Annotated in this window: 13 protein-coding genes; 8 read left to right on the top strand and 5 right to left on the bottom strand. The window is 61.1% G+C overall.

Annotated features, from left to right (window positions below):
- Positions 1-373 precede the first annotated feature (373 nt).
- The gene (locus tag HCG46_RS11590) at positions 374-2,038 is read left to right on the top strand and encodes a thiamine pyrophosphate-binding protein (RefSeq protein ID WP_168686312.1); all 1,665 of its coding nucleotides are present in this window, start codon (positions 374-376) and stop codon (positions 2,036-2,038) included.
- A 73-nt stretch (positions 2,039-2,111) separates the two neighbouring features.
- Here the strand turns inward: HCG46_RS11590 and HCG46_RS11585 are convergent, their stop codons facing one another.
- From HCG46_RS11585 to HCG46_RS11575, 3 genes are read right to left on the bottom strand one after another with little or no spacing between them, the layout of a single operon-like run.
- A complete protein-coding gene (locus HCG46_RS11585; RefSeq protein WP_168686310.1) occupies positions 2,112-3,467 on the bottom strand; it encodes a TRAP transporter large permease in 1,356 nt (451 codons plus the stop codon).
- A gap of 1 nt (position 3,468) precedes the next feature.
- On the bottom strand, positions 3,469-3,984 hold the full coding sequence (locus tag HCG46_RS11580) for a TRAP transporter small permease subunit (protein ID WP_023002154.1): 516 nt from the start codon (positions 3,982-3,984) through the stop codon (positions 3,469-3,471).
- A complete protein-coding gene (locus tag HCG46_RS11575; RefSeq protein WP_168686308.1) occupies positions 3,984-5,018 on the bottom strand; it encodes a TRAP transporter substrate-binding protein in 1,035 nt (344 codons plus the stop codon). Before HCG46_RS11575 ends, HCG46_RS11580 begins: the two co-directional genes overlap by 1 nt.
- A gap of 384 nt (positions 5,019-5,402) precedes the next feature.
- Here HCG46_RS11575 and HCG46_RS11570 point away from each other — a divergent pair, with 384 nt between their 5' ends.
- On the top strand, positions 5,403-7,118 hold the full coding sequence (locus HCG46_RS11570) for a thiamine pyrophosphate-requiring protein (RefSeq protein ID WP_205838472.1): 1,716 nt from the start codon (positions 5,403-5,405) through the stop codon (positions 7,116-7,118).
- A gap of 164 nt (positions 7,119-7,282) precedes the next feature.
- Positions 7,283-8,158, top strand: a complete 876-nt coding sequence (locus HCG46_RS11565; protein ID WP_168686676.1) for a bifunctional allantoicase/(S)-ureidoglycine aminohydrolase — start codon at positions 7,283-7,285, stop codon at positions 8,156-8,158.
- Between the two features lie 213 nt (positions 8,159-8,371).
- Here the strand turns inward: HCG46_RS11565 and bhcR are convergent, their stop codons facing one another.
- On the bottom strand, positions 8,372-9,232 hold the full coding sequence (gene bhcR, locus HCG46_RS11560) for an HTH-type transcriptional regulator BhcR (protein ID WP_055659362.1): 861 nt from the start codon (positions 9,230-9,232) through the stop codon (positions 8,372-8,374).
- 170 nt (positions 9,233-9,402) lie between these two features.
- Here bhcR and bhcA point away from each other — a divergent pair, with 170 nt between their 5' ends.
- The 5 genes from bhcA (at position 9,403) to HCG46_RS11535 (ending at position 15,134) form a co-directional block, all read left to right on the top strand.
- Positions 9,403-10,593, top strand: a complete 1,191-nt coding sequence (bhcA, locus tag HCG46_RS11555) for an L-aspartate--glyoxylate aminotransferase BhcA (protein WP_168686306.1) — start codon at positions 9,403-9,405, stop codon at positions 10,591-10,593.
- A complete protein-coding gene (gene bhcB / locus HCG46_RS11550; protein WP_168686304.1) occupies positions 10,590-11,582 on the top strand; it encodes a beta-hydroxyaspartate dehydratase BhcB in 993 nt (330 codons plus the stop codon). The genes bhcA and bhcB overlap by 4 nt, the downstream gene beginning before the upstream one ends.
- Positions 11,583-11,681: 99 nt before the next feature.
- Entirely contained in the window at positions 11,682-12,845 is a 1,164-nt protein-coding gene (gene bhcC / locus HCG46_RS11545) for a 3-hydroxy-D-aspartate aldolase BhcC (RefSeq protein ID WP_168686302.1), read from the top strand.
- 325 nt (positions 12,846-13,170) lie between these two features.
- Positions 13,171-14,136: an iminosuccinate reductase BhcD gene (gene bhcD, locus HCG46_RS11540; protein ID WP_023002146.1), complete on the top strand. Its 966-nt coding sequence runs from the start codon at positions 13,171-13,173 to the stop codon at positions 14,134-14,136.
- Between the two features lie 14 nt (positions 14,137-14,150).
- Positions 14,151-15,134, top strand: coding sequence for a glyceraldehyde 3-phosphate dehydrogenase NAD-binding domain-containing protein (locus tag HCG46_RS11535; RefSeq protein ID WP_168686300.1), 984 nt, complete (start codon positions 14,151-14,153; stop codon positions 15,132-15,134).
- Between the two features lie 418 nt (positions 15,135-15,552).
- Here the strand turns inward: HCG46_RS11535 and HCG46_RS11530 are convergent, their stop codons facing one another.
- Positions 15,553-16,989 (bottom strand): nucleobase:cation symporter-2 family protein, encoded by a 1,437-nt coding sequence (locus HCG46_RS11530; protein ID WP_168686298.1) that lies wholly within the window; start codon positions 16,987-16,989, stop codon positions 15,553-15,555.
- Positions 16,990-17,057 lie beyond the last annotated feature (68 nt).

The following is a 17,057-nucleotide window of genomic DNA, read 5'->3' as shown; positions in this document are numbered from 1 at the left end:
CCCATAACAAGACATAACAACGAATGGGGGCAGGGGTGCCGGGAAACCGGTGCCCCTTTTTTGTTTGCAGCGCCGATGCTTACCAGCAAGGCCTACCATGACATGAGGCCCATCCTTCGAGACAGCGCTTCGCGCTTCCTCAGGATAAGGACTGTGTGTGGCACAATCAGGCGGCCTTACAACACATTCAACCTCATCCTGAGGAGCGCGCTTGGGCGCTTCTCGAAGGATGGGCTACAAGTCCGTTATCGGAGATATATTATTCTAAATCGGAATGACCCTATTGCCAATTAATCTGATTTTCGCCTCTAACAGGCGGGATTTTCATACGCTATAGAATGAACAGATCATCTTTCTCGTAAGGACCCGGAACATGGACCAGAAGACCGGCGGTGAATTGTTGGTGGAGGCGCTGGAGCGCCACGGGGCAGAGCGCGTTTTCTGTGTGCCCGGCGAAAGTTACCTTGCCGTGCTCGATGCGCTTTACGATGCGTCGATCCCGGTCACGGTCTGCCGCCAGGAAGGCGGGGCTGCAATGATGGCCGATGCCTGGGGCAAGCTCACCGGCAAGCCGGGCATCTGCATGGTGACCCGCGGTCCCGGGGCCACCAACGCTTCTGCCGGTGTCCACGTGGCGGCACAGGATTCCACGCCGATGATCCTGTTCATCGGACAGATCGAGCGTGGCATGCGCGAGCGTGAAGCGTTCCAGGAAATCGACTACCGCCAAATGTTCGGTGGCATCGCCAAATGGGTTGCGGAGATCGATCACGCGGATCGCGTACCGGAGTTCATTTCGCGCGCCTACCATGTTGCCACGTCCGGCCGTCCAGGACCGGTGGTTCTGGCGCTTCCGGAAGACATGCTGGTCGAAAAGGCGGATGCCCCGCAGCCGACTGCGTGGACCCAGGTCGAAACGCATCCTGGCCTCACCCAGATGGCGGACCTGCAGAAGCGCCTTTGGGCGGCCGAGCGGCCGATCGTTATTCTGGGCGGCAGCCGCTGGTCGGAAGAGGCCGTCGCCGGCTTTACCCGCTTTGCCGAGCGTTTCGACCTGCCGGTTGCCTGCTCGTTCCGCCGCCAGATGCTGTTCGATAATCTGCATCCGAACTATGCCGGCGATGTGGGCATCGGCATCAATCCGAAGCTGCTGGCACGGGTGAAGTCCTCCGATCTGATCCTGCTTGTCGGTGGCCGCTTGTCGGAAATGCCGAGCCAGTCCTATTCGCTGCTCGAGATTCCCTCGCCCTCGCAGCAACTGGTTCATGTCCATCCGGACGCCGAGGAAATCGGCCGGGTCTACCGGCCGGCGCAGGCAATTCATGCCAGCCCGACTGCCTTCTGCAAGGCGGCCGAAGGCCTTCAGCCGCCGTCCGAACTGAAAGGCGCAGGCGAAGCGGCCAAGGCCCATCAGGACTATCTGGACTGGTCCGGTGCCCGGCCACAGGTACCCGGTAACCTCCAGATGGCCGGCGTCATGGAATGGCTGGAAGCCAACCTGCCGGAAGATGCGGTCTGCACCAATGGTGCCGGCAACTACGCCACCTGGCTGCACCGCTTCCACCGGTTCCGTCGCTACGCCACCCAGGCAGCGCCGACGAGCGGCTCCATGGGGTATGGCCTGCCGGCTGCCGTTTCCGCCAAGCTTGCCTTTCCGGAGCGCGAAGTCGTCTGTTTTGCAGGCGATGGCTGCCTGCAGATGACCATGCAGGAGTTTGGCACCGCCTGTCAGGACGGCGCCAACATCATCGTGCTTGTGATCGACAACGGCATGTATGGCACCATCCGCATGCATCAGGAACGCACCTATCCCGGCCGCCCGTCGGCAACCAAGCTGGTCAATCCGGATTTCGCAGCGCTTGCCCGCAGCTATGGTGCCTTCGGTGAGACGGTCGAGACGACAGACGCTTTCGGTCCTGCGTACGAACGTGCCCGTGCCGCCGGCACACCCGCAATCCTGCATCTGAAGCTGGACCCGGAAGCCATCACCCCGGCCGCCAGCCTCAGCCAGATCCGCGCGGCGGCACAGGGAAAGTAAAAGCCCAGCCTTGAACGAAAAAAGCACGCCCGTTACCCGGGCGTGCTTTTTCATTTATAGGGGCTTTCGATGCCTACCTCAGCACCTGCGGCAGCCACAGGGTGATGATCGGAAAACAGACCAGCAGGATTACGCGCAGGATCTCGGCACAGAAGAACGGCGCAACGCCCTTGAAAGTCTCGATCATCGGCGTTTCCCGATCGAGCGAGGAGATGACGAAGACATTCATGCCGACCGGTGGCGTGATCAGGCCGAGTTCGACCACGATCAGGGCGAGTACGCCGAACCAGATCTTCAGGTCCTCCGTGCTCATGCCGAAGCCTGCCCCTTCCGCTCCCTGGTAGATGCCGCCGTTGATCTCGACCAGAACCGGCCAGAAGAACGGGATCACCAGAAGGATCATCGACAGGCTGTCCATCAGGCAGCCGAGCAGGATGAGCGCGATCAGCAGCAGGATCAGAACCGTCATCGGTTCGAGCCCGGAATTGGCGATCCAGGAAGCGGTTTCCTGAGGCAGGCCAACGCGAGACATGAAGATCTTGAGGAGTTCCGCCCCAAGGATGATCAGATAGATCATGCCTGAAGTGGACGCGGTTTCCTTGAGCGCCTGAATGAAGTCGTGGCCGGACAGCTTGCGCTGTAGCAGCCCGAACAGCAGGACCAGAAAAACGCCGACGGCAGCTGCCGGTGTCGGGTTGAAGAACCCGAAGTAGATGCCGCCGATGACCAGCCCGAAGATGATCAGCACCGGGATCATGCCGGCAGTCGCCTCCAGGAATTCCTTGCGGTCGGCAACACCTCCCTTGGGCCCGGCTTCCGGCTTGATGGTGACATAGAGGGCGATGGTCAGAAGGAAGAGAACCACTGCCAGCAGGCCTGGCAGGAACGCCGCCATGAACATGGTGACGATGTTTGCTTCCACGATGATGGCATAGATGATCAGGACGACCGAGGGCGGGATCAGGATGCCGAGCACGCCGCCCGCGGCGAGCGTTCCCGTCGACAGCGCACCGGAATAATTGTAGCGCTTGAGTTCCGGCAGGGCGACCTTGCCCATGGTGGAGGCGGTTGCAAGCGACGAGCCGCAGACCGCACCGAACCCGGCGCAGCCGGCGATGGCCGCCATGGCCGTGCCGCCGCGCAGCCAGCCGAGCCATGCATTCGCCCCCCGGAACAAAGCCTGGCTCAGGCCGGTCTTCGAGGCGATCGCCCCCATCAGGACAAACATCGGCACGACGGAAAGGTCGTAGATGGAGAACTGGCCGTAGGCGAGGGTCTTCAGCTGGCTGAGGACGAGGGCGGGGCCGTTCAGCATCATGGTGCCGACACCGCCGACAAGGATCATCGCATAGGCAATGGGCATGCGGATCGCGATCAGGGCGATCAGCACCACGAGAGCGCCAAGCCCGAGGACAAGTGCGTCCGTCATTCTAGTGGTGTCCTCTCGACAGCGCGGTCATGTCCTGCAGCAGCGTGACCAGCGCGGCCAGTGCCAGCAGCGCAAGCGATATCAGGATCGGCACGAAGGCCATCCAGTGCGGGATCTGCAGGATGGTGGTGGTGTAGTCGTAGTCCTTCTGGTCCAGCATGCCGTAATACATGCGCCAGATCAGCAGCAGCGCGAACACAAGGGCAACCAGTGACCCGAGCAGGGTGAAGAAGGCAATCACCCGTCTGGACGCGCCGGCGGTGAAGATGTCTGCCGAGACGTTTGCACCGACAAGCTGGCAATAGGGCAGGAACGCGAAGACCGCGATGGCGACGCCCATTTCGGTCAGCTCGAAATCGCCCGGAAACGGTGTGCCGAAAACAGAGCCGATGATCGACAGCATGTTGACAGCGACGACCAGCAACAGCACGCCGCCGCCAAGCAGGGCCCAGAGCGTTATCAGGCGGCTGGCAGCCCCGGTGAACCCGGAGCTGCTGGCTTTGAGAGTGTTCGACATCAGTCGGCCGAGTGGCTGGCCACCGCTGCGCGGGCCTTTTCAACCAGCGCGGCACCGTCGATACCCTTTGCGGAGACCTCCTCGACCCAGCGGTCGGCAACGGGGGCCAGCGCCTGACGGAAAGCTTCGGTCTCTTCCTCGGTCAAGGTGATGTGCGTGTTGCCCGCCTTGGTGGCCAAACCGATCCCGAAATCATCCGATGCAGCCCAGATTTCGCCAACCTTCACGATCCACTCGGGACCGGAAGCATCACGAAAGGCCTTTTGAATGTCTTCCGGCAGACCATTCCAGCGTTCCTGGTTCATGGAAACCTGGAAGGTGGTGGTGCCAAAACGCTCCTTGTCGACGCCTTCGATCTGGTATTCGGTCTGCTCCTGGATCTTCAGCGGCGGAATAATTTCCCACGGAATGAACGCGCCGTCGATAACACCCTTCTGCAGCGCAGGCGGCAGTTCCGGAACCGGCATGGCGACCGGCGAAGCGCCGAGCGCCTCGATCACCCAGGCACCTGTTCGGGTCGGGATGCGGATCTTCTTGCCGGCGAGATCTGCCGGGGAGTGAACTTCCGTGTCGCGCATGTGAATGGCCTGGCCGGCGTGCACATGCAGGAACATTACTTCAACGCCCTTGTACTCGTCCTTCAGGTCCGTTTCGTACAGATCCATCAGCGCCTGGTTTGTGGCCGCCGGATCGTTGGTGTGAATGCCCGGAAGTTCGAACACCTCGGTGCGCGGGAAGAGGCCAGGCGTATAGCCGTTCACGGTCCAGACCAGATCGACCACGCCGTCACGCACCTGGTTGATCAGTTCGGGCGGACGGCCGCCAAGCGTCATGGCCGGATAAATTTCGATATGGACCTTGCCACCGGAATTTTCTTCCACCTGCTTGGCCCACGGCACCAGCATCTGCGTGTGCGCAGGGGCTTTCTCACCCAGGAAGTGGTGCAGCTTGAATTCGTAATCGGCCGCGGCTGCGGACGATGCGCCGGCGGCGATCATGGCAGCGGCCAGAAACGCGTTCTTGAGAATGCTCATGTTGTCTCCTCCCATCGGAAGCTCTTGTCGACTCCCGGTCTGTAACTTGCTGGCCAACCTTCAATGTGTGCGATCGTGGAACGCCCTTCAACGAAGTCGGAAGACCTTTCGGGCGCACCTCTTGCAGATTTGCAGCCAGCAGGGAACGTAGCTCCGCGATCATCTTCACTAATTAGTTTGGTAATGTAAAATGAGATAATAGCCATTATACTTTCCAATTTTGGAAAGAAAATTCCTTGTTCCCATTGCCGTTTTTTATCGTCTAGGGTGCGCGTCAAAGCAGATGCGAAGGCGGCGGTTCGCGGAGGGGCTCCTCTCCCGCAAGAGCCTGAATTGCCTCGCAATTTCTGCATTCTGCATCCAAAAGGAACATGGGAGGACGGCATGGCCGACAGGATGGACAGCACCACGATTACCGCGGGTGGAGCGGTGTTCGGCAAGTTGAAGGCGCTCGGTGTCGACTATGTCTTCGCAAATTCCGGCACAGATTTTCCACCGATCATCGAGGGACTGATCGAGGCAACGCAGAACGGGCTCGACCTTCCGGTGCCGATCACGGTGCCGCACGAACATGTTGCCGTGGGTATGGCGCACGGCTTTTACCAGATCTCCGGCAGGATCCAGTCCGTCATGCTGCACACCAACGTGGGGCTCTCCAACGGCATTACCGGCGCCATCAACGCCTGGTGCGATCAGATCCCCGTACTGATGATGTCCGGTCGCACGCCGGTGATGGAAGCCGGCCGCTTTGGCGCGCGCACGGTGCCGATCGGCTGGGGACAGGAAATGTTCGACCAGACCGCGCTGATCCGCGAAGTCACCAAGTGGGACTACGAGTTGCGTTTTCCCGAGCAGATCGCGGATCTCTTCGACCGGGGCTGGGCGATTGCCAATTCCACGCCCAAGGGCCCCGTCTATCTCAGCCTGCCGCGTGAAGTTCTGTGCGAGCAAACTCCGCCGGACGGCCTTGATACCCCGTCGAAACAGGCACCGGTCATCGCAGCGTCGGATCCCTCGTCCCTGAAACGGGCAGCAGACCTGCTGGCGCAGGCCAAAAGCCCGCTGATCATCAGTCAGCGAGGAGCCGGATCGGAAGAGGCCTTTGCGGCCCTCGGACGGTTCCTGACGGACTGGGCCCTGCCGCTGTCGCATTATTGGGCAAACCAGCTTTCCGTGCCCCTGTCGCATCCGATGCAGGTCGGTGCGTCGCCGGAAGCCCTGCTTGCCGAGGCGGACGTGGTGCTGGTGATGAACTCTCTGGCACCCTGGTGGCCGGACAAGGTCGCCCTTCGCGATGATGTCACCGTGATCCAGCTGGGGCCGGATCCCCTGTTCACCCGCACGCCGATCCGGAACTTCCAGGCGGATGTGACCCTGGCAGGAGAAACCGCGCAAACGCTGCTGGCCCTGATTGCCGAAATGCAGAGCCGTCCGCGTGACGAAGCCGTTTTGAACGCCCGCAGACATCGTATTGCCGAACTGTCGTCCGCCAATCGTGCGGAGGTTGTCGCCCGGGCCAAGCGCGGCAATGCCGGCCCGATGAGCAAGGACTGGGTCAGTCTTTGCCTTGGCCGCGCCATCAAGGGGCGGAAGGCCACCATCTTCCACGAGCTTGGTTGTCCGCTCGAGCCGCTCGACCTGGAGCAGCCGAACAGCTACTTCCAGGAACCGCATTCCGGGGGGCTAGGATGGGGTCTCGCAGCGGCGCTTGGCGCACAGCTTGCCGACCGCGACCGGCTGGTCTTCGCAACCATCGGCGACGGCAGCTACATGTTCGCCAACCCGACGGCCTGCCACATGGTTGCCGAGGCGCAGGAGTTGCCGGTGATCACGCTTGTGCTGAACAACGAGGAGTGGGGCGCGGTGCGACACTCGGTGGTGGGCACTTACAAGGATGGTCTTGCCAGCAAGGCCAACGATGTGCCGCTGACGTCCCTTCGGCCAAGCCCGGATTTCACCAGAACCGCGGAGGCCAGCCGCGCCTACACCGAAACGGTGACGGAAGGCGACGCGCTGCCGGCAGCGCTGGAACGTGCCATCAAGGTGGCGACGGAGGAAAAGCGGCAAGTTCTGCTCAACATCGCCATCGCGCGGGCTTGAGGCGCGGGTTCAATTGATCGGAAGAATAAGAAAATCAAGGGACGATTATCTTGTTTTTCCGAAAGGAGCTCTTCGGACATGCCCCGTGGTCCGGCCTCGAAAGGCAGGTCATAGTTCCCGGCAACTGGTTTTGTTGAAGAAGAAGGTTGGCCGTGTCCCAGTCCATGCCCCCAAGATCCTATTACGCGCCGACCGGTGGTCATCCCGGTCAGGAAACACTCCTGACAGACCGGGCTGTCTTTACCGATGCCTATGCGGTCATCCCGAAAGGCACCATGCGTGACATCGTCACCAGCTATCTGCCGTTCTGGGACAAGACCCGCCTGTGGGTGCTGTCGCGCCCATTGTCAGGTTTTGCCGAAACCTTCTCGCAATACATCGTTGAGGTGTCGCCGGGTGGCGGCTCTGACCGGCCGGAGACAGACCCTTCCGCCGAAGGCGTGCTGTTCGTTGTCGAAGGCGAAGCTGTTCTGACAGCTGAAGGACAGCGATACGACCTGAGGCCCGGAAGCTACGCCTTCCTGCCGCCGCAAACCGACTGGAGCCTGAAGAACACAGGCAGTGAACCGGTGCGGTTCCACTGGGTTCGCAAGGCGTTCGAGCCTGTTGAGGGCCTGGAGCGACCGGCACTTTTCGTCACCCACGAAAACGACATCGAACCGCGGGCAATGCCCGGCACAGACGGTAAATGGGCGACGACCCGCTTCGTCGATCCGGAAGACGTGCGCCACGACATGCACGTCAACATCGTCACCTTCCAGCCGGGTGCCGTCATCCCGTTTGCGGAAACCCATGTGATGGAGCACGGGCTTTATGTCCTGGAAGGCAAGGCGGTCTATCGCCTCAACCAGGACTGGGTCGAGGTGGAAGCCGGCGACTACATGTGGCTACGCGCCTTCTGCCCGCAGGCCTGCTATGCCGGTGGCCCGGGCCCGTTCCGCTACCTCCTTTACAAGGACGTCAACCGCCACATGAAGCTACAGGCGGCAGGCCGTTTCGAGGCCGGTGCCCGGCAGAGCTTCCGCAGCGCCGCGGAGTAAAGAGAAAAGCCCCTTCCTCCTTGCCCCCCTCATCCTGAGGAGCCGCTTCAGCGGCGTCTAGAAGGATGGGCGGCACACTCCGGAACAAGCGGCCTATCCTTCGAGACGGACCTGACGGTCCTCCTCAGGATGAGGGAGAGGGTGGGATTGGCCGCTTCAGGGTGTGGGTGTAACGAACTCCTCTGGATCAGGTCGGGAGTGAAGCAAGCGCCCTCATCCCACGGTCTTCGTTTGCGGCGGAGCGATTTCGCCGCCGAGGGCGGCGGTCAATGCAGCGGCCGCCGCCTTCACCGCTTCTGCGAAGGGCGCGATGCTGTCCGGGCTGACCCGGCTGGTCGGGCCCGAGACGGACAGCCCGGCGACAGCTTCGCCATAGTGATTGAACACGGGTGCCGCAATGCAGCGCATTCCGAGGTTCTTTTCTTCCCCGTCGATCGAGAACCCGCGTGCACGGATCGCTTCCAGGTCCGTGGCCAGCAGGGCCGCGTCACACAATGTGTGCTCGGTGAAGCGTTCCCGGTCGGTCTGCTTCAGGATACGCTTGCATTGGTCCTCGTCCATGAAAGCCAGGAGCGCCTTGCCGATGCCGGAGGCATGCAGCGGTGACAAGGTGCCGGGCGGGAAAAAGGCGCGAATGCTTTCGTGGGTTTCGACCTGGCTGACAAACAGCACCTGGTCCGCCTGTGCCACACCAAGATTGGCCGTTTCCCCTGTCTGCTCCATCAGGGAGCGCAGGACAGGACGCGCCCGTTCCACCAGACTGGTACGCCTTAAAAATCGAGCGCCGATGATGAAGGCGCCCGGACCTATGTGCCAGAGCTGCTGCGCCTGGTCGAATTCCACCAGGCCACGTGTCTCCAGCGTGAACAGGATGCGATAGAGCGTTGCCGTGGATTCTCCAAGCTGATCCGACAGGGCTGAAAGAGAGACGCCGGACTGGGTGCTTAGATGCTCGAACACCGCCATCGCCCGGTCGAGCGACTTGATGGTGTTCTGTTCGGTCTTGTCGTCCCAGGCACGTGGTCGCCCACGGGCGCGTCTGGTGGCGGAACTATCGGATTTGAGATCTGTCATCAGCTCATTTTTTCGAAATTTGAAAAATCAATTCACCATATGAAAAATATAACATACTGACAAGATTGGCAATTTATACAAAATCTATTTTTGAAAAAATATTTTAAAAAAATTGCGGAGCTCCGCCCCTGCACGGTACCGTTTCTCAAAATTCATAAGAGGAAACGGCCATGAGCTTCCAAAATCCTGTTTTCATTCCCGGCCCCACCAACATGCCGGAAGCGCTCCGCAGAGCGTGCGACATGCCGACCCTGGACCATCGCTCGCCGCTGTTCGGTGAGATCCTGCAGCCCGCGCTTGCAGGCGTCAAAAAGGTGCTGAAGACGGAAACCGCCGAGGTATTCCTGTTTCCGTCGACCGGAACCGGCGGCTGGGAAACCGCGATCACCAACTGCTTGAGCCCCGGCGACAAGATCCTGGCTGCCCGCAACGGCATGTTCAGCCATCGCTGGATCGACATGTGCCAGCGCCACGGCCTGAAGGTTGATGTTGTCGAGGCAGCCTGGGGCACGGGGCTGCCGGCAGACCGCTATGAGGAAATACTCGCTGCGGACACAAACCACGAGATCAAGGCGGTGCTGGCAACCCACAACGAAACCGCGACCGGCGTCAAATCCGACATTGCCGCGGTGCGCCGCGCGCTGAATGCCGCGAAGCATCCGGCGCTGCTCTTTGTCGATGGCGTCAGCTCGATTGCCTCGATGGATTTCCGCATGGACGAATGGGGTGTCGATGCCGCGGTCACGGGCTCCCAGAAAGGCTTCATGTTGCCACCGGGGCTCGCCATCATCGCCCTGTCGCCAAAGGCACAGGCCGCCGTTGAAAGCGCCCGGTTGCCGCGCACCTTCTTCGATGTTCGCGACATGATGAAAGCCTACGCCAACAACGCCTATCCCTACACGCCGGCCGTCGGCCTGATGAACGGGTTGAAGCAGAGCTGCGACATGCTGCTGGCAGAGGGTCTCGACAATGTCTTTGCCCGGCACCACCGCATTGCAGAAGGCGTGCGCGCCGCGGTCCGGGCCTGGGGCCTGGAGCTTTGCGCGCAGACACCGGACGTCTATTCGGATTCGGTCAGCGCGATCCGTACGCCCGAGGGCTTCAACGCCACCGGCATCGTAACCCACGCCGCCGCGAAATACGGCGTCGCCTTCGGTGTCGGCCTCGGAGAGGTCGCAGGCAAGGTGTTCCGTATCGGCCACCTGGGCAGCCTGACCGACGTCATGATGCTGTCGGGGCTGGCGACTGCCGAAATGGTCATGGCCGATCTCGGCCTCGACATCCAACTGGGCTCCGGTGTTGCGGCCGCCCAGGAAGTCTATCGCAGCGACAGCGCCATTGCCTCGAAGGAAGCCGCATGAAAACCGACGCCCTGACCCAGTACATCCCGACGCTCGAGGACATGCTCGTCGCGCATGAGCGCATCAAGCCGCATATCCACCGCACGCCGGTTCTGACCTCCTCGTTCCTGAACGAGCTGACCGGTGCGGAACTGTTCTTCAAATGCGAGAACTTCCAGAAGGCAGGTGCCTTCAAGGTGCGCGGTGCATCCAACGCCGTGTTCGGTCTGGACGAGGAAACCGCCAAGGCCGGTGTTGCCACCCATTCCTCCGGCAACCACGCGCTCAGCCTGTCCTATGCGGCAGGCCGGCGGGGCATTCCGTGCCACGTGGTCATGCCGAGAACGGCGCCGCAGGCCAAGAAGGATGCCGTTCGTGGGTACGGCGGCATCATCACCGAGTGCGAACCCTCCACCTCCAGCCGCGAAGCGGTCTTTGCCGAGGTCGAAGCCCGCACGGGTGCGGAATTCGTTCACCCCTACAATGACCCGCGTGTCATTGCGGGGCAGGGCACCTGTTCCAAGGAATTGCTGGAGCAGACAGACGGCCTCGATGCGGTTGTCGCCCCGATCGGCGGCGGTGGCATGGTCTCCGGTACCTGTCTGACCCTGTCGAACCTGGCACCTGACGTGAAGATCTATGCCGCCGAACCGGAGCAGGCGGATGATGCGGCCCGCAGCTTCAAGGCCGGCCACATCATTGCCGACGATGCACCGAACACGGTCGCCGACGGTTTGAAAGTGCCGCTAAAGGAGCTGACCTGGCACTTCGTCTCCAACCACGTCACCGACATCCTGACCGCGTCGGAACAGGAAATCATCGACGCCATGCGCCTGATCTGGGCGCGGATGAAGATCGTGATGGAGCCATCCAGTGCAGTGCCGCTGGCAACCATCCTGAAGAACAGGGACGTCTTCGCCGGAAAGCGTGTCGGCGTCATCATCACCGGCGGCAATGTCGATCTCGGCAAGCTGCCCTGGAGCACCCTGCATTCCGAGGACCGCAGCTAAGATGCGCCATCGCTTTAAAAACGATCAACTTTTCAGCAATCGGATGAAATCCGAAAGCTGGTTGATCCGGACCGTTTGAGCCACTTGGAGAAGCACAAAATGAACGCACAAACCGGATTTGAAAAACTCGAAGTCGGCTATGACATTCCCGCCGTGCCCGGAATGGATGAGGCCGATATCCAGACCCCTTGTCTGGTGCTCGATCTCGATGCGCTGGAACGCAACATCAAGAAGATGGGCGACTATGCCAAGGCCCACGGCATGCGTCACCGGGTCCACGGCAAGATGCACAAGTCGGTGGATGTCGCAAAGCTGCAGGAACGGCTCGGCGGTGCTGTCGGGGTCTGCTGCCAGAAGGTTTCGGAAGCCGAGGTCTTTGCCCGTGGCGGTATCAAGGACATCCTGGTGTCGAACCAGGTTCGCGACAAGGCCAAGATCGATCGTCTGGCCCGGCTGCCCAAATTTGGCTGCCGCACCATCGTCTGTGTCGATGATCTTGCCAATGTTGCCGATCTGTCTGAAGCCGCTGCCAAGCACGGCACCACGCTGGAAGTCTTCATCGAGATCGATTGCGGTGCCGGTCGTTGCGGCGTGACCACGAGCGAGGCGGTTGTCGAAATCGCCAAGGCAGTGGACGCGGCAAGGAACCTGAAGTTCAGCGGCATCCAGGCCTACCAGGGCGCCATGCAGCACATCGACAGCTATGAAGCCCGCAAGGACAAGCTCGACATTGCCATTGCGATGGTCAAGGACGCCGTCGAGGCGTTGAAGAAGGAAGGCCTGGAGCCGGAACTCGTTTCAGGTGGCGGCACGGGCTCCTACTATTTTGAATCCAATTCGGGCGTCTACAACGAGCTGCAATGCGGTTCCTATGCCTTCATGGATGCAGACTACGGCCGCATTCTCGATAAGGACGGCAAGCGCATCGACCAGGGGGAATGGGAAAACGCCTTCTTCATCCTGACCCAGGTGATGAGCCACGCGAAAGCCGACAAGGCGATCTGTGATGCGGGCCTCAAAGCCCAGTCCGTCGACAGCGGTCTGCCGTTCATCTACGGCCGCAACGATGTCGAATACATCAAGTGCTCGGACGAGCACGGGGTCATTGCCGACCCGAAGGGTGTTCTGCAGGTGGGCGAGAAGCTGAAGCTGGTGCCCGGCCACTGCGACCCGACCGCCAACGTCCACGACTGGTATGTCGGCGTGCGGGGCGGCAAGGTTGAGACGGTCTGGCCGGTCTCGGCCCGCGGCAAGGCTTACTGAAGTTACGACTTAAGGCCTCCCCTTCGTCATCCCGGCCAAGCGCAGCGCGAGCCGGGACCGGAGAGCCACCTGGTCTTCGGGTTTAACCCGATACGCCCCGGCTCACCGATCCCGGATCTCAGCTACGCTGCGTCCGGGATGACGATGGAGGGTTTGGCATTAAGTGCACAAACGAACACCAACACCTCATCCTGAGGAGGGCAGACAAGCCCGTCTCGAAGGATGGGCCAAACACTCCGAGCGAGCCGCCTATCCTTCGAGACGGCGCTTCGCACCTCCTCAGGATGAGGTCGGGGGGGAAGACGATGTTTTGCTGGAGACACACATGATCATCGTTCCTGAAAAGGAAATCGCCGGCCTGATCGGCCGCCAGGAATCCTTTGACGCTGTCGAAAGCGTCTTTGCCGCCATGGCGGGCGGGGCGGCCTATAATTTTCCGGTTATTCGCGAGGCAATCGGCCATGCCGATGCGCTATACGGGTTCAAGTCGGGCTTCGACCGGTCCTCGCTGGCACTCGGCCTGAAATCCGGTGGCTACTGGCCGGGCAACATGGCAAAGGGCCTGACCAACCACCAGTCGACCGTGTTCCTGTTCGATGCCGATACCGGCAAGGCGAAGGCCGTCGTCGGCGGCAACCTGCTGACCGCCCTCAGAACAGCGGCAGCTTCTGCGGTTTCCATCAAGCATCTGGCACGCAAGGACGCGAAGGTGCTTGGCATGATCGGAGCCGGCCACCAGTCCGCATTCCAGATGCGGGCCGCCGCCGAACAGCGCGATTTCGAGAAGGTCCTCGGCTGGAACCTTCATCCGGAGATGCTGGTGCGTCTGGAGGAAACGGCGAACGAACTCGGTCTGCCCTACGAATCTGTCGATCTGGCCAGGCTGGGTGCGGAAGCCGACGTGATCATCTCGATCACTTCCAGCTTCGATCCGATCCTGATGGAAGAGCATGTTTCGCCGGGCACGCATATCGCGTGCATGGGCACCGATACCAAGGGCAAACAGGAAGTCGATGTTGCGCTTGTTGCCAAGGCAAAGCTCTTCACGGATGAAGTCGCTCAGTCAGCGACGATCGGTGAATGCCAGCATGCGGTGGCCAGCGGAATTGTCTCTGAGGACAATATAATTGAGATCGGCGCGGTCATTAATGGTAATCATCCAGGCAGGACGTCGCAGAGCGATATCACCCTCTTCGACGGTACCGGCGTCGGCCTTCAGGATCTTGCCGTGGCATCCGCCGCGGTCGATCTGGCAATCCAGAAGGGCGTCGCGATCGAAGTGGATTTCTAGACGGACCGTGGAAAATGCGGATTGTGATCAACGGGTTCGGCCGGATCGGCCGGACCCTCTTGCGTCAAGTGCTGAAGCTTCCGGAAACGGAACGCATCGAGGTGGTGCGGATCAACGATATCGCACCGCTTGAGACCTGTGCCTATCTCTTCAAGTATGACAGCGTCTTCGGCCCGTGGCCGGGCGAAGTAACAGCGGGCGAGGGCACCTTGACGGTAGACGGACGCGAGATCGTCTTCTCCGCCGAACCCGATTTGTCTCTCCTTGATCTTTCCCAGGTGGACGTGGTGCTGGAATGCACCGGCAAGGCTGACACGCGTGAGATTGCGGAACGTGGCCTGAAAGCCGACGCTGCCAACGTGTTGATTTCAGGCCCCTCCAGGGCAGCCGATATCACCCTGGTGCTTGGTGCCAACGAAGACCAGCTCGGCGACCACCGCATCGTCTCCAACGGTTCCTGCACTACCAATGCCCTCGCTCCGCTGCTACGCGGTCTTGATGATGCTATCGGCATCAAGAGCGGGCACATGACCACCATCCACTGCTACACCGGCAGTCAGCCGATGGTGGACGCCCCGAGGGGGCCGCTGGAGCGCAGTCGTGCCGGCGGCGTCTCCATGGTGCCGACTACCACGAGCGCTACCAAGCTGGTCGGCAAGGTTCTGCCGCAGCTTGAGGGCAAGATCAGCGGTGCCGCCGTCCGGGTGCCCGCGATCAGTGTTTCCGCCGTCGACCTGACAGTGACGCTGGCACAGCCCGTGAAGGCCCCCTTCAACACCAGGCTGCTCGAGATCTTTTCCGGCAATCCTGTGATCGGCTTCGTACGGGACCATGTGGTATCGACGGACATGCGTGCGCGGCCGGAATCCCTCGTCATACACCTGCCCGAAACGCTCGAGGCCAATGACTACCAGGTGCGTATTTTCGGCTGGTACGACAACGAATGGGGTTTTTCCGCCCGCATGATCGACATGGCACGGCTGATGGCGGGACGGTAGGGACACAATTTCTCCTCCCCTGTCATTGCGCACAAGTACAGCTTGGCTGCACGCAGATCCGGAACCCAGCGCGTCAGCGTGAGCAAAGCGAACACCTCTCAAAAATCGAGGCGCTTTTTCAGCGCGAAATATGTCTGGGTTCCGGATCTGCGTCCGGCTGCGCCTCCCTTGTCCGGAATGACGGAGGGGGAAATTTCCAACTGCTGAAACGCCTGAAATTCTTCCCTGCAGACCCCCTCCATCGTCATCCCGGCCAAACGAAGTGCGAGCCGGGATCGGGGCCCCAGAGGACGGGGGTCTTTTACGTTGCATATCGACAGACCCCGGATTTCCGCTGCGCTGCGTCCGGGATGACGTGCAAGAAGTCATAAAAAAGGGCCGCTCACGCGGCCCTTTCTCATACAGGTGTGGCTTGTCTTTACGCGGTTTCTTCCTTCGGCAGGGAGCCGCGTCCGTGGCCGGAGAGACCGCCGGAAACCTCTTCGGTGGATTCGTCGGAGAGTTCTTCCGGCAGCACCAGATTGAGGACGATGGCGATCAGGGCTGCCGGCAGCAGGCCGCTGGTCAGAAGGATACGTGCGGTGTCCGGCATGTGCTGCAGGGCGCCCGGTTCCAGTTGCAGACCGAGACCGATGGAAAGCGAAATGGCGAAGATCACCATGTTGCGTCGGTTCCAGTTCACATCCGACAGCATCGAGATACCGGCGGCAACAACCATGCCGAACATCACGATGACACCCCCGCCGAGAACCTCGATCGGAACGGTGCGGATGACCGCGCCGACCTTCGGGATCAGGCCGCAGACGATCAGGAAGATCGCGCCGATGGTCACCACATGGCGGCTCATGACGCCGGTCATGGCGATGAGGCCGACGTTCTGGCTGAAAGAGGTGTTCGGGAAACCTCCGAAGAAACCGGCGACAGCCGTGCCGAGACCGTCGGCAAAGGTCGCACCGGCGATTTCCTTGTCGGTCGCTTCCCGGCCGGCGCCACCCTTGGTGATGCCGGATACATCGCCCACGGTTTCCACCGCGGAAACGAAGGCCATCAGGCAGAAGCCGAGCACGGCCGCGAACGAGAATTCGAAGCCGTATTTGAACGGCTGCGGCAGGGCAAAGACGGCCGCACGGTCCCAGGACGTGGAGACGGCTTCAAAGGTCAGCATGCCGGTGGCAAGGGCGAAGATGTAACCGGCGATCAGTCCGAGCAGAACCGCGGAGACCGACATCATGCCCCTGCCGAAGAACTTCAGCCCGAGTGTCACCACTATTACCACCAGAGCGGCCGCCCAGTTGAGCAGCGAGCCGTATTCCGGCGTGCCGATGGCGGGGACGCCGCCGGCGGCATACTGGATGCCCACCTGAACCAGCGCGAGACCGATCATCGTCACCACAAGTCCTGTCACAAGGGGAGGCAGGGCGAAGCGGATCTTGCCGATGACGAGGCCAAGGCACGCATGGAAGAAACCGCCGATGATCACGCCCCCGAACAGAGCCGCGAGACCGTCGACCCCCTTGCCGGCAACCAGTGGGATCATGATCGGCAGGAAGGCAAAGGATGTGCCCTGAACGATCGGCAATGCCGCACCGACCGGGCCGAGGGTGATCGTCTGCAACAGGGTCGCGACCCCGGCAAAGACCATCGACATCTGGATGAGATAAAGCAGTTCGGGAAAGTCGGGAGAATTGGACCCGAAGCCGAACCCGGCTGCACCGGCCACGATGATGGCAGGTGTGACGTTGGAGACGAACATGGCCAGGACATGCTGGATGCCGAGCGGGATCGCCTTGTAAAGCGGTGGCGTGAAATTGGGATCCCGGAGCTGCTCCGGAGATCCGATCGATGAATTAGACATTTCTGCTCCTCTGAAGGTCGTGTGAACGTCTCCGCCTCGTTGAGCGGGCAGGGATCGTTCTGAAAGGG

This window comes from Labrenzia sp. PO1, from assembly GCF_012273635.1.
GTDB classification, from domain to species: Bacteria; Pseudomonadota; Alphaproteobacteria; order Rhizobiales; family Stappiaceae; genus Roseibium; species Roseibium algicola.
This window is presented reverse-complemented; position numbering and strand designations above follow the sequence as displayed.

Excerpts from the sequence above, each read along its gene's own strand:
- HCG46_RS11590 (WP_168686312.1), top strand. The coding sequence starts at position 374 with ATGGACCAGAAGACCGGCGGTGAATTGTTGGTGGAGGCGCTGGAGCGC.
- HCG46_RS11585 (WP_168686310.1), bottom strand. The coding sequence starts at position 3,467 with ATGACGGACGCACTTGTCCTCGGGCTTGGCGCTCTCGTGGTGCTGATC.
- HCG46_RS11580 (WP_023002154.1), bottom strand. The coding sequence starts at position 3,984 with ATGTCGAACACTCTCAAAGCCAGCAGCTCCGGGTTCACCGGGGCTGCC.
- HCG46_RS11575 (WP_168686308.1), bottom strand. The coding sequence starts at position 5,018 with ATGAGCATTCTCAAGAACGCGTTTCTGGCCGCTGCCATGATCGCCGCC.
- HCG46_RS11570 (WP_205838472.1), top strand. The coding sequence starts at position 5,403 with ATGGCCGACAGGATGGACAGCACCACGATTACCGCGGGTGGAGCGGTG.
- HCG46_RS11565 (WP_168686676.1), top strand. The coding sequence starts at position 7,283 with ATGCCCCCAAGATCCTATTACGCGCCGACCGGTGGTCATCCCGGTCAG.
- bhcR (WP_055659362.1), bottom strand. The coding sequence starts at position 9,232 with ATGACAGATCTCAAATCCGATAGTTCCGCCACCAGACGCGCCCGTGGG.
- bhcA (WP_168686306.1), top strand. The coding sequence starts at position 9,403 with ATGAGCTTCCAAAATCCTGTTTTCATTCCCGGCCCCACCAACATGCCG.
- bhcB (WP_168686304.1), top strand. The coding sequence starts at position 10,590 with ATGAAAACCGACGCCCTGACCCAGTACATCCCGACGCTCGAGGACATG.
- bhcC (WP_168686302.1), top strand. The coding sequence starts at position 11,682 with ATGAACGCACAAACCGGATTTGAAAAACTCGAAGTCGGCTATGACATT.
- bhcD (WP_023002146.1), top strand. The coding sequence starts at position 13,171 with ATGATCATCGTTCCTGAAAAGGAAATCGCCGGCCTGATCGGCCGCCAG.
- HCG46_RS11535 (WP_168686300.1), top strand. The coding sequence starts at position 14,151 with ATGCGGATTGTGATCAACGGGTTCGGCCGGATCGGCCGGACCCTCTTG.
- HCG46_RS11530 (WP_168686298.1), bottom strand. The coding sequence starts at position 16,989 with ATGTCTAATTCATCGATCGGATCTCCGGAGCAGCTCCGGGATCCCAAT.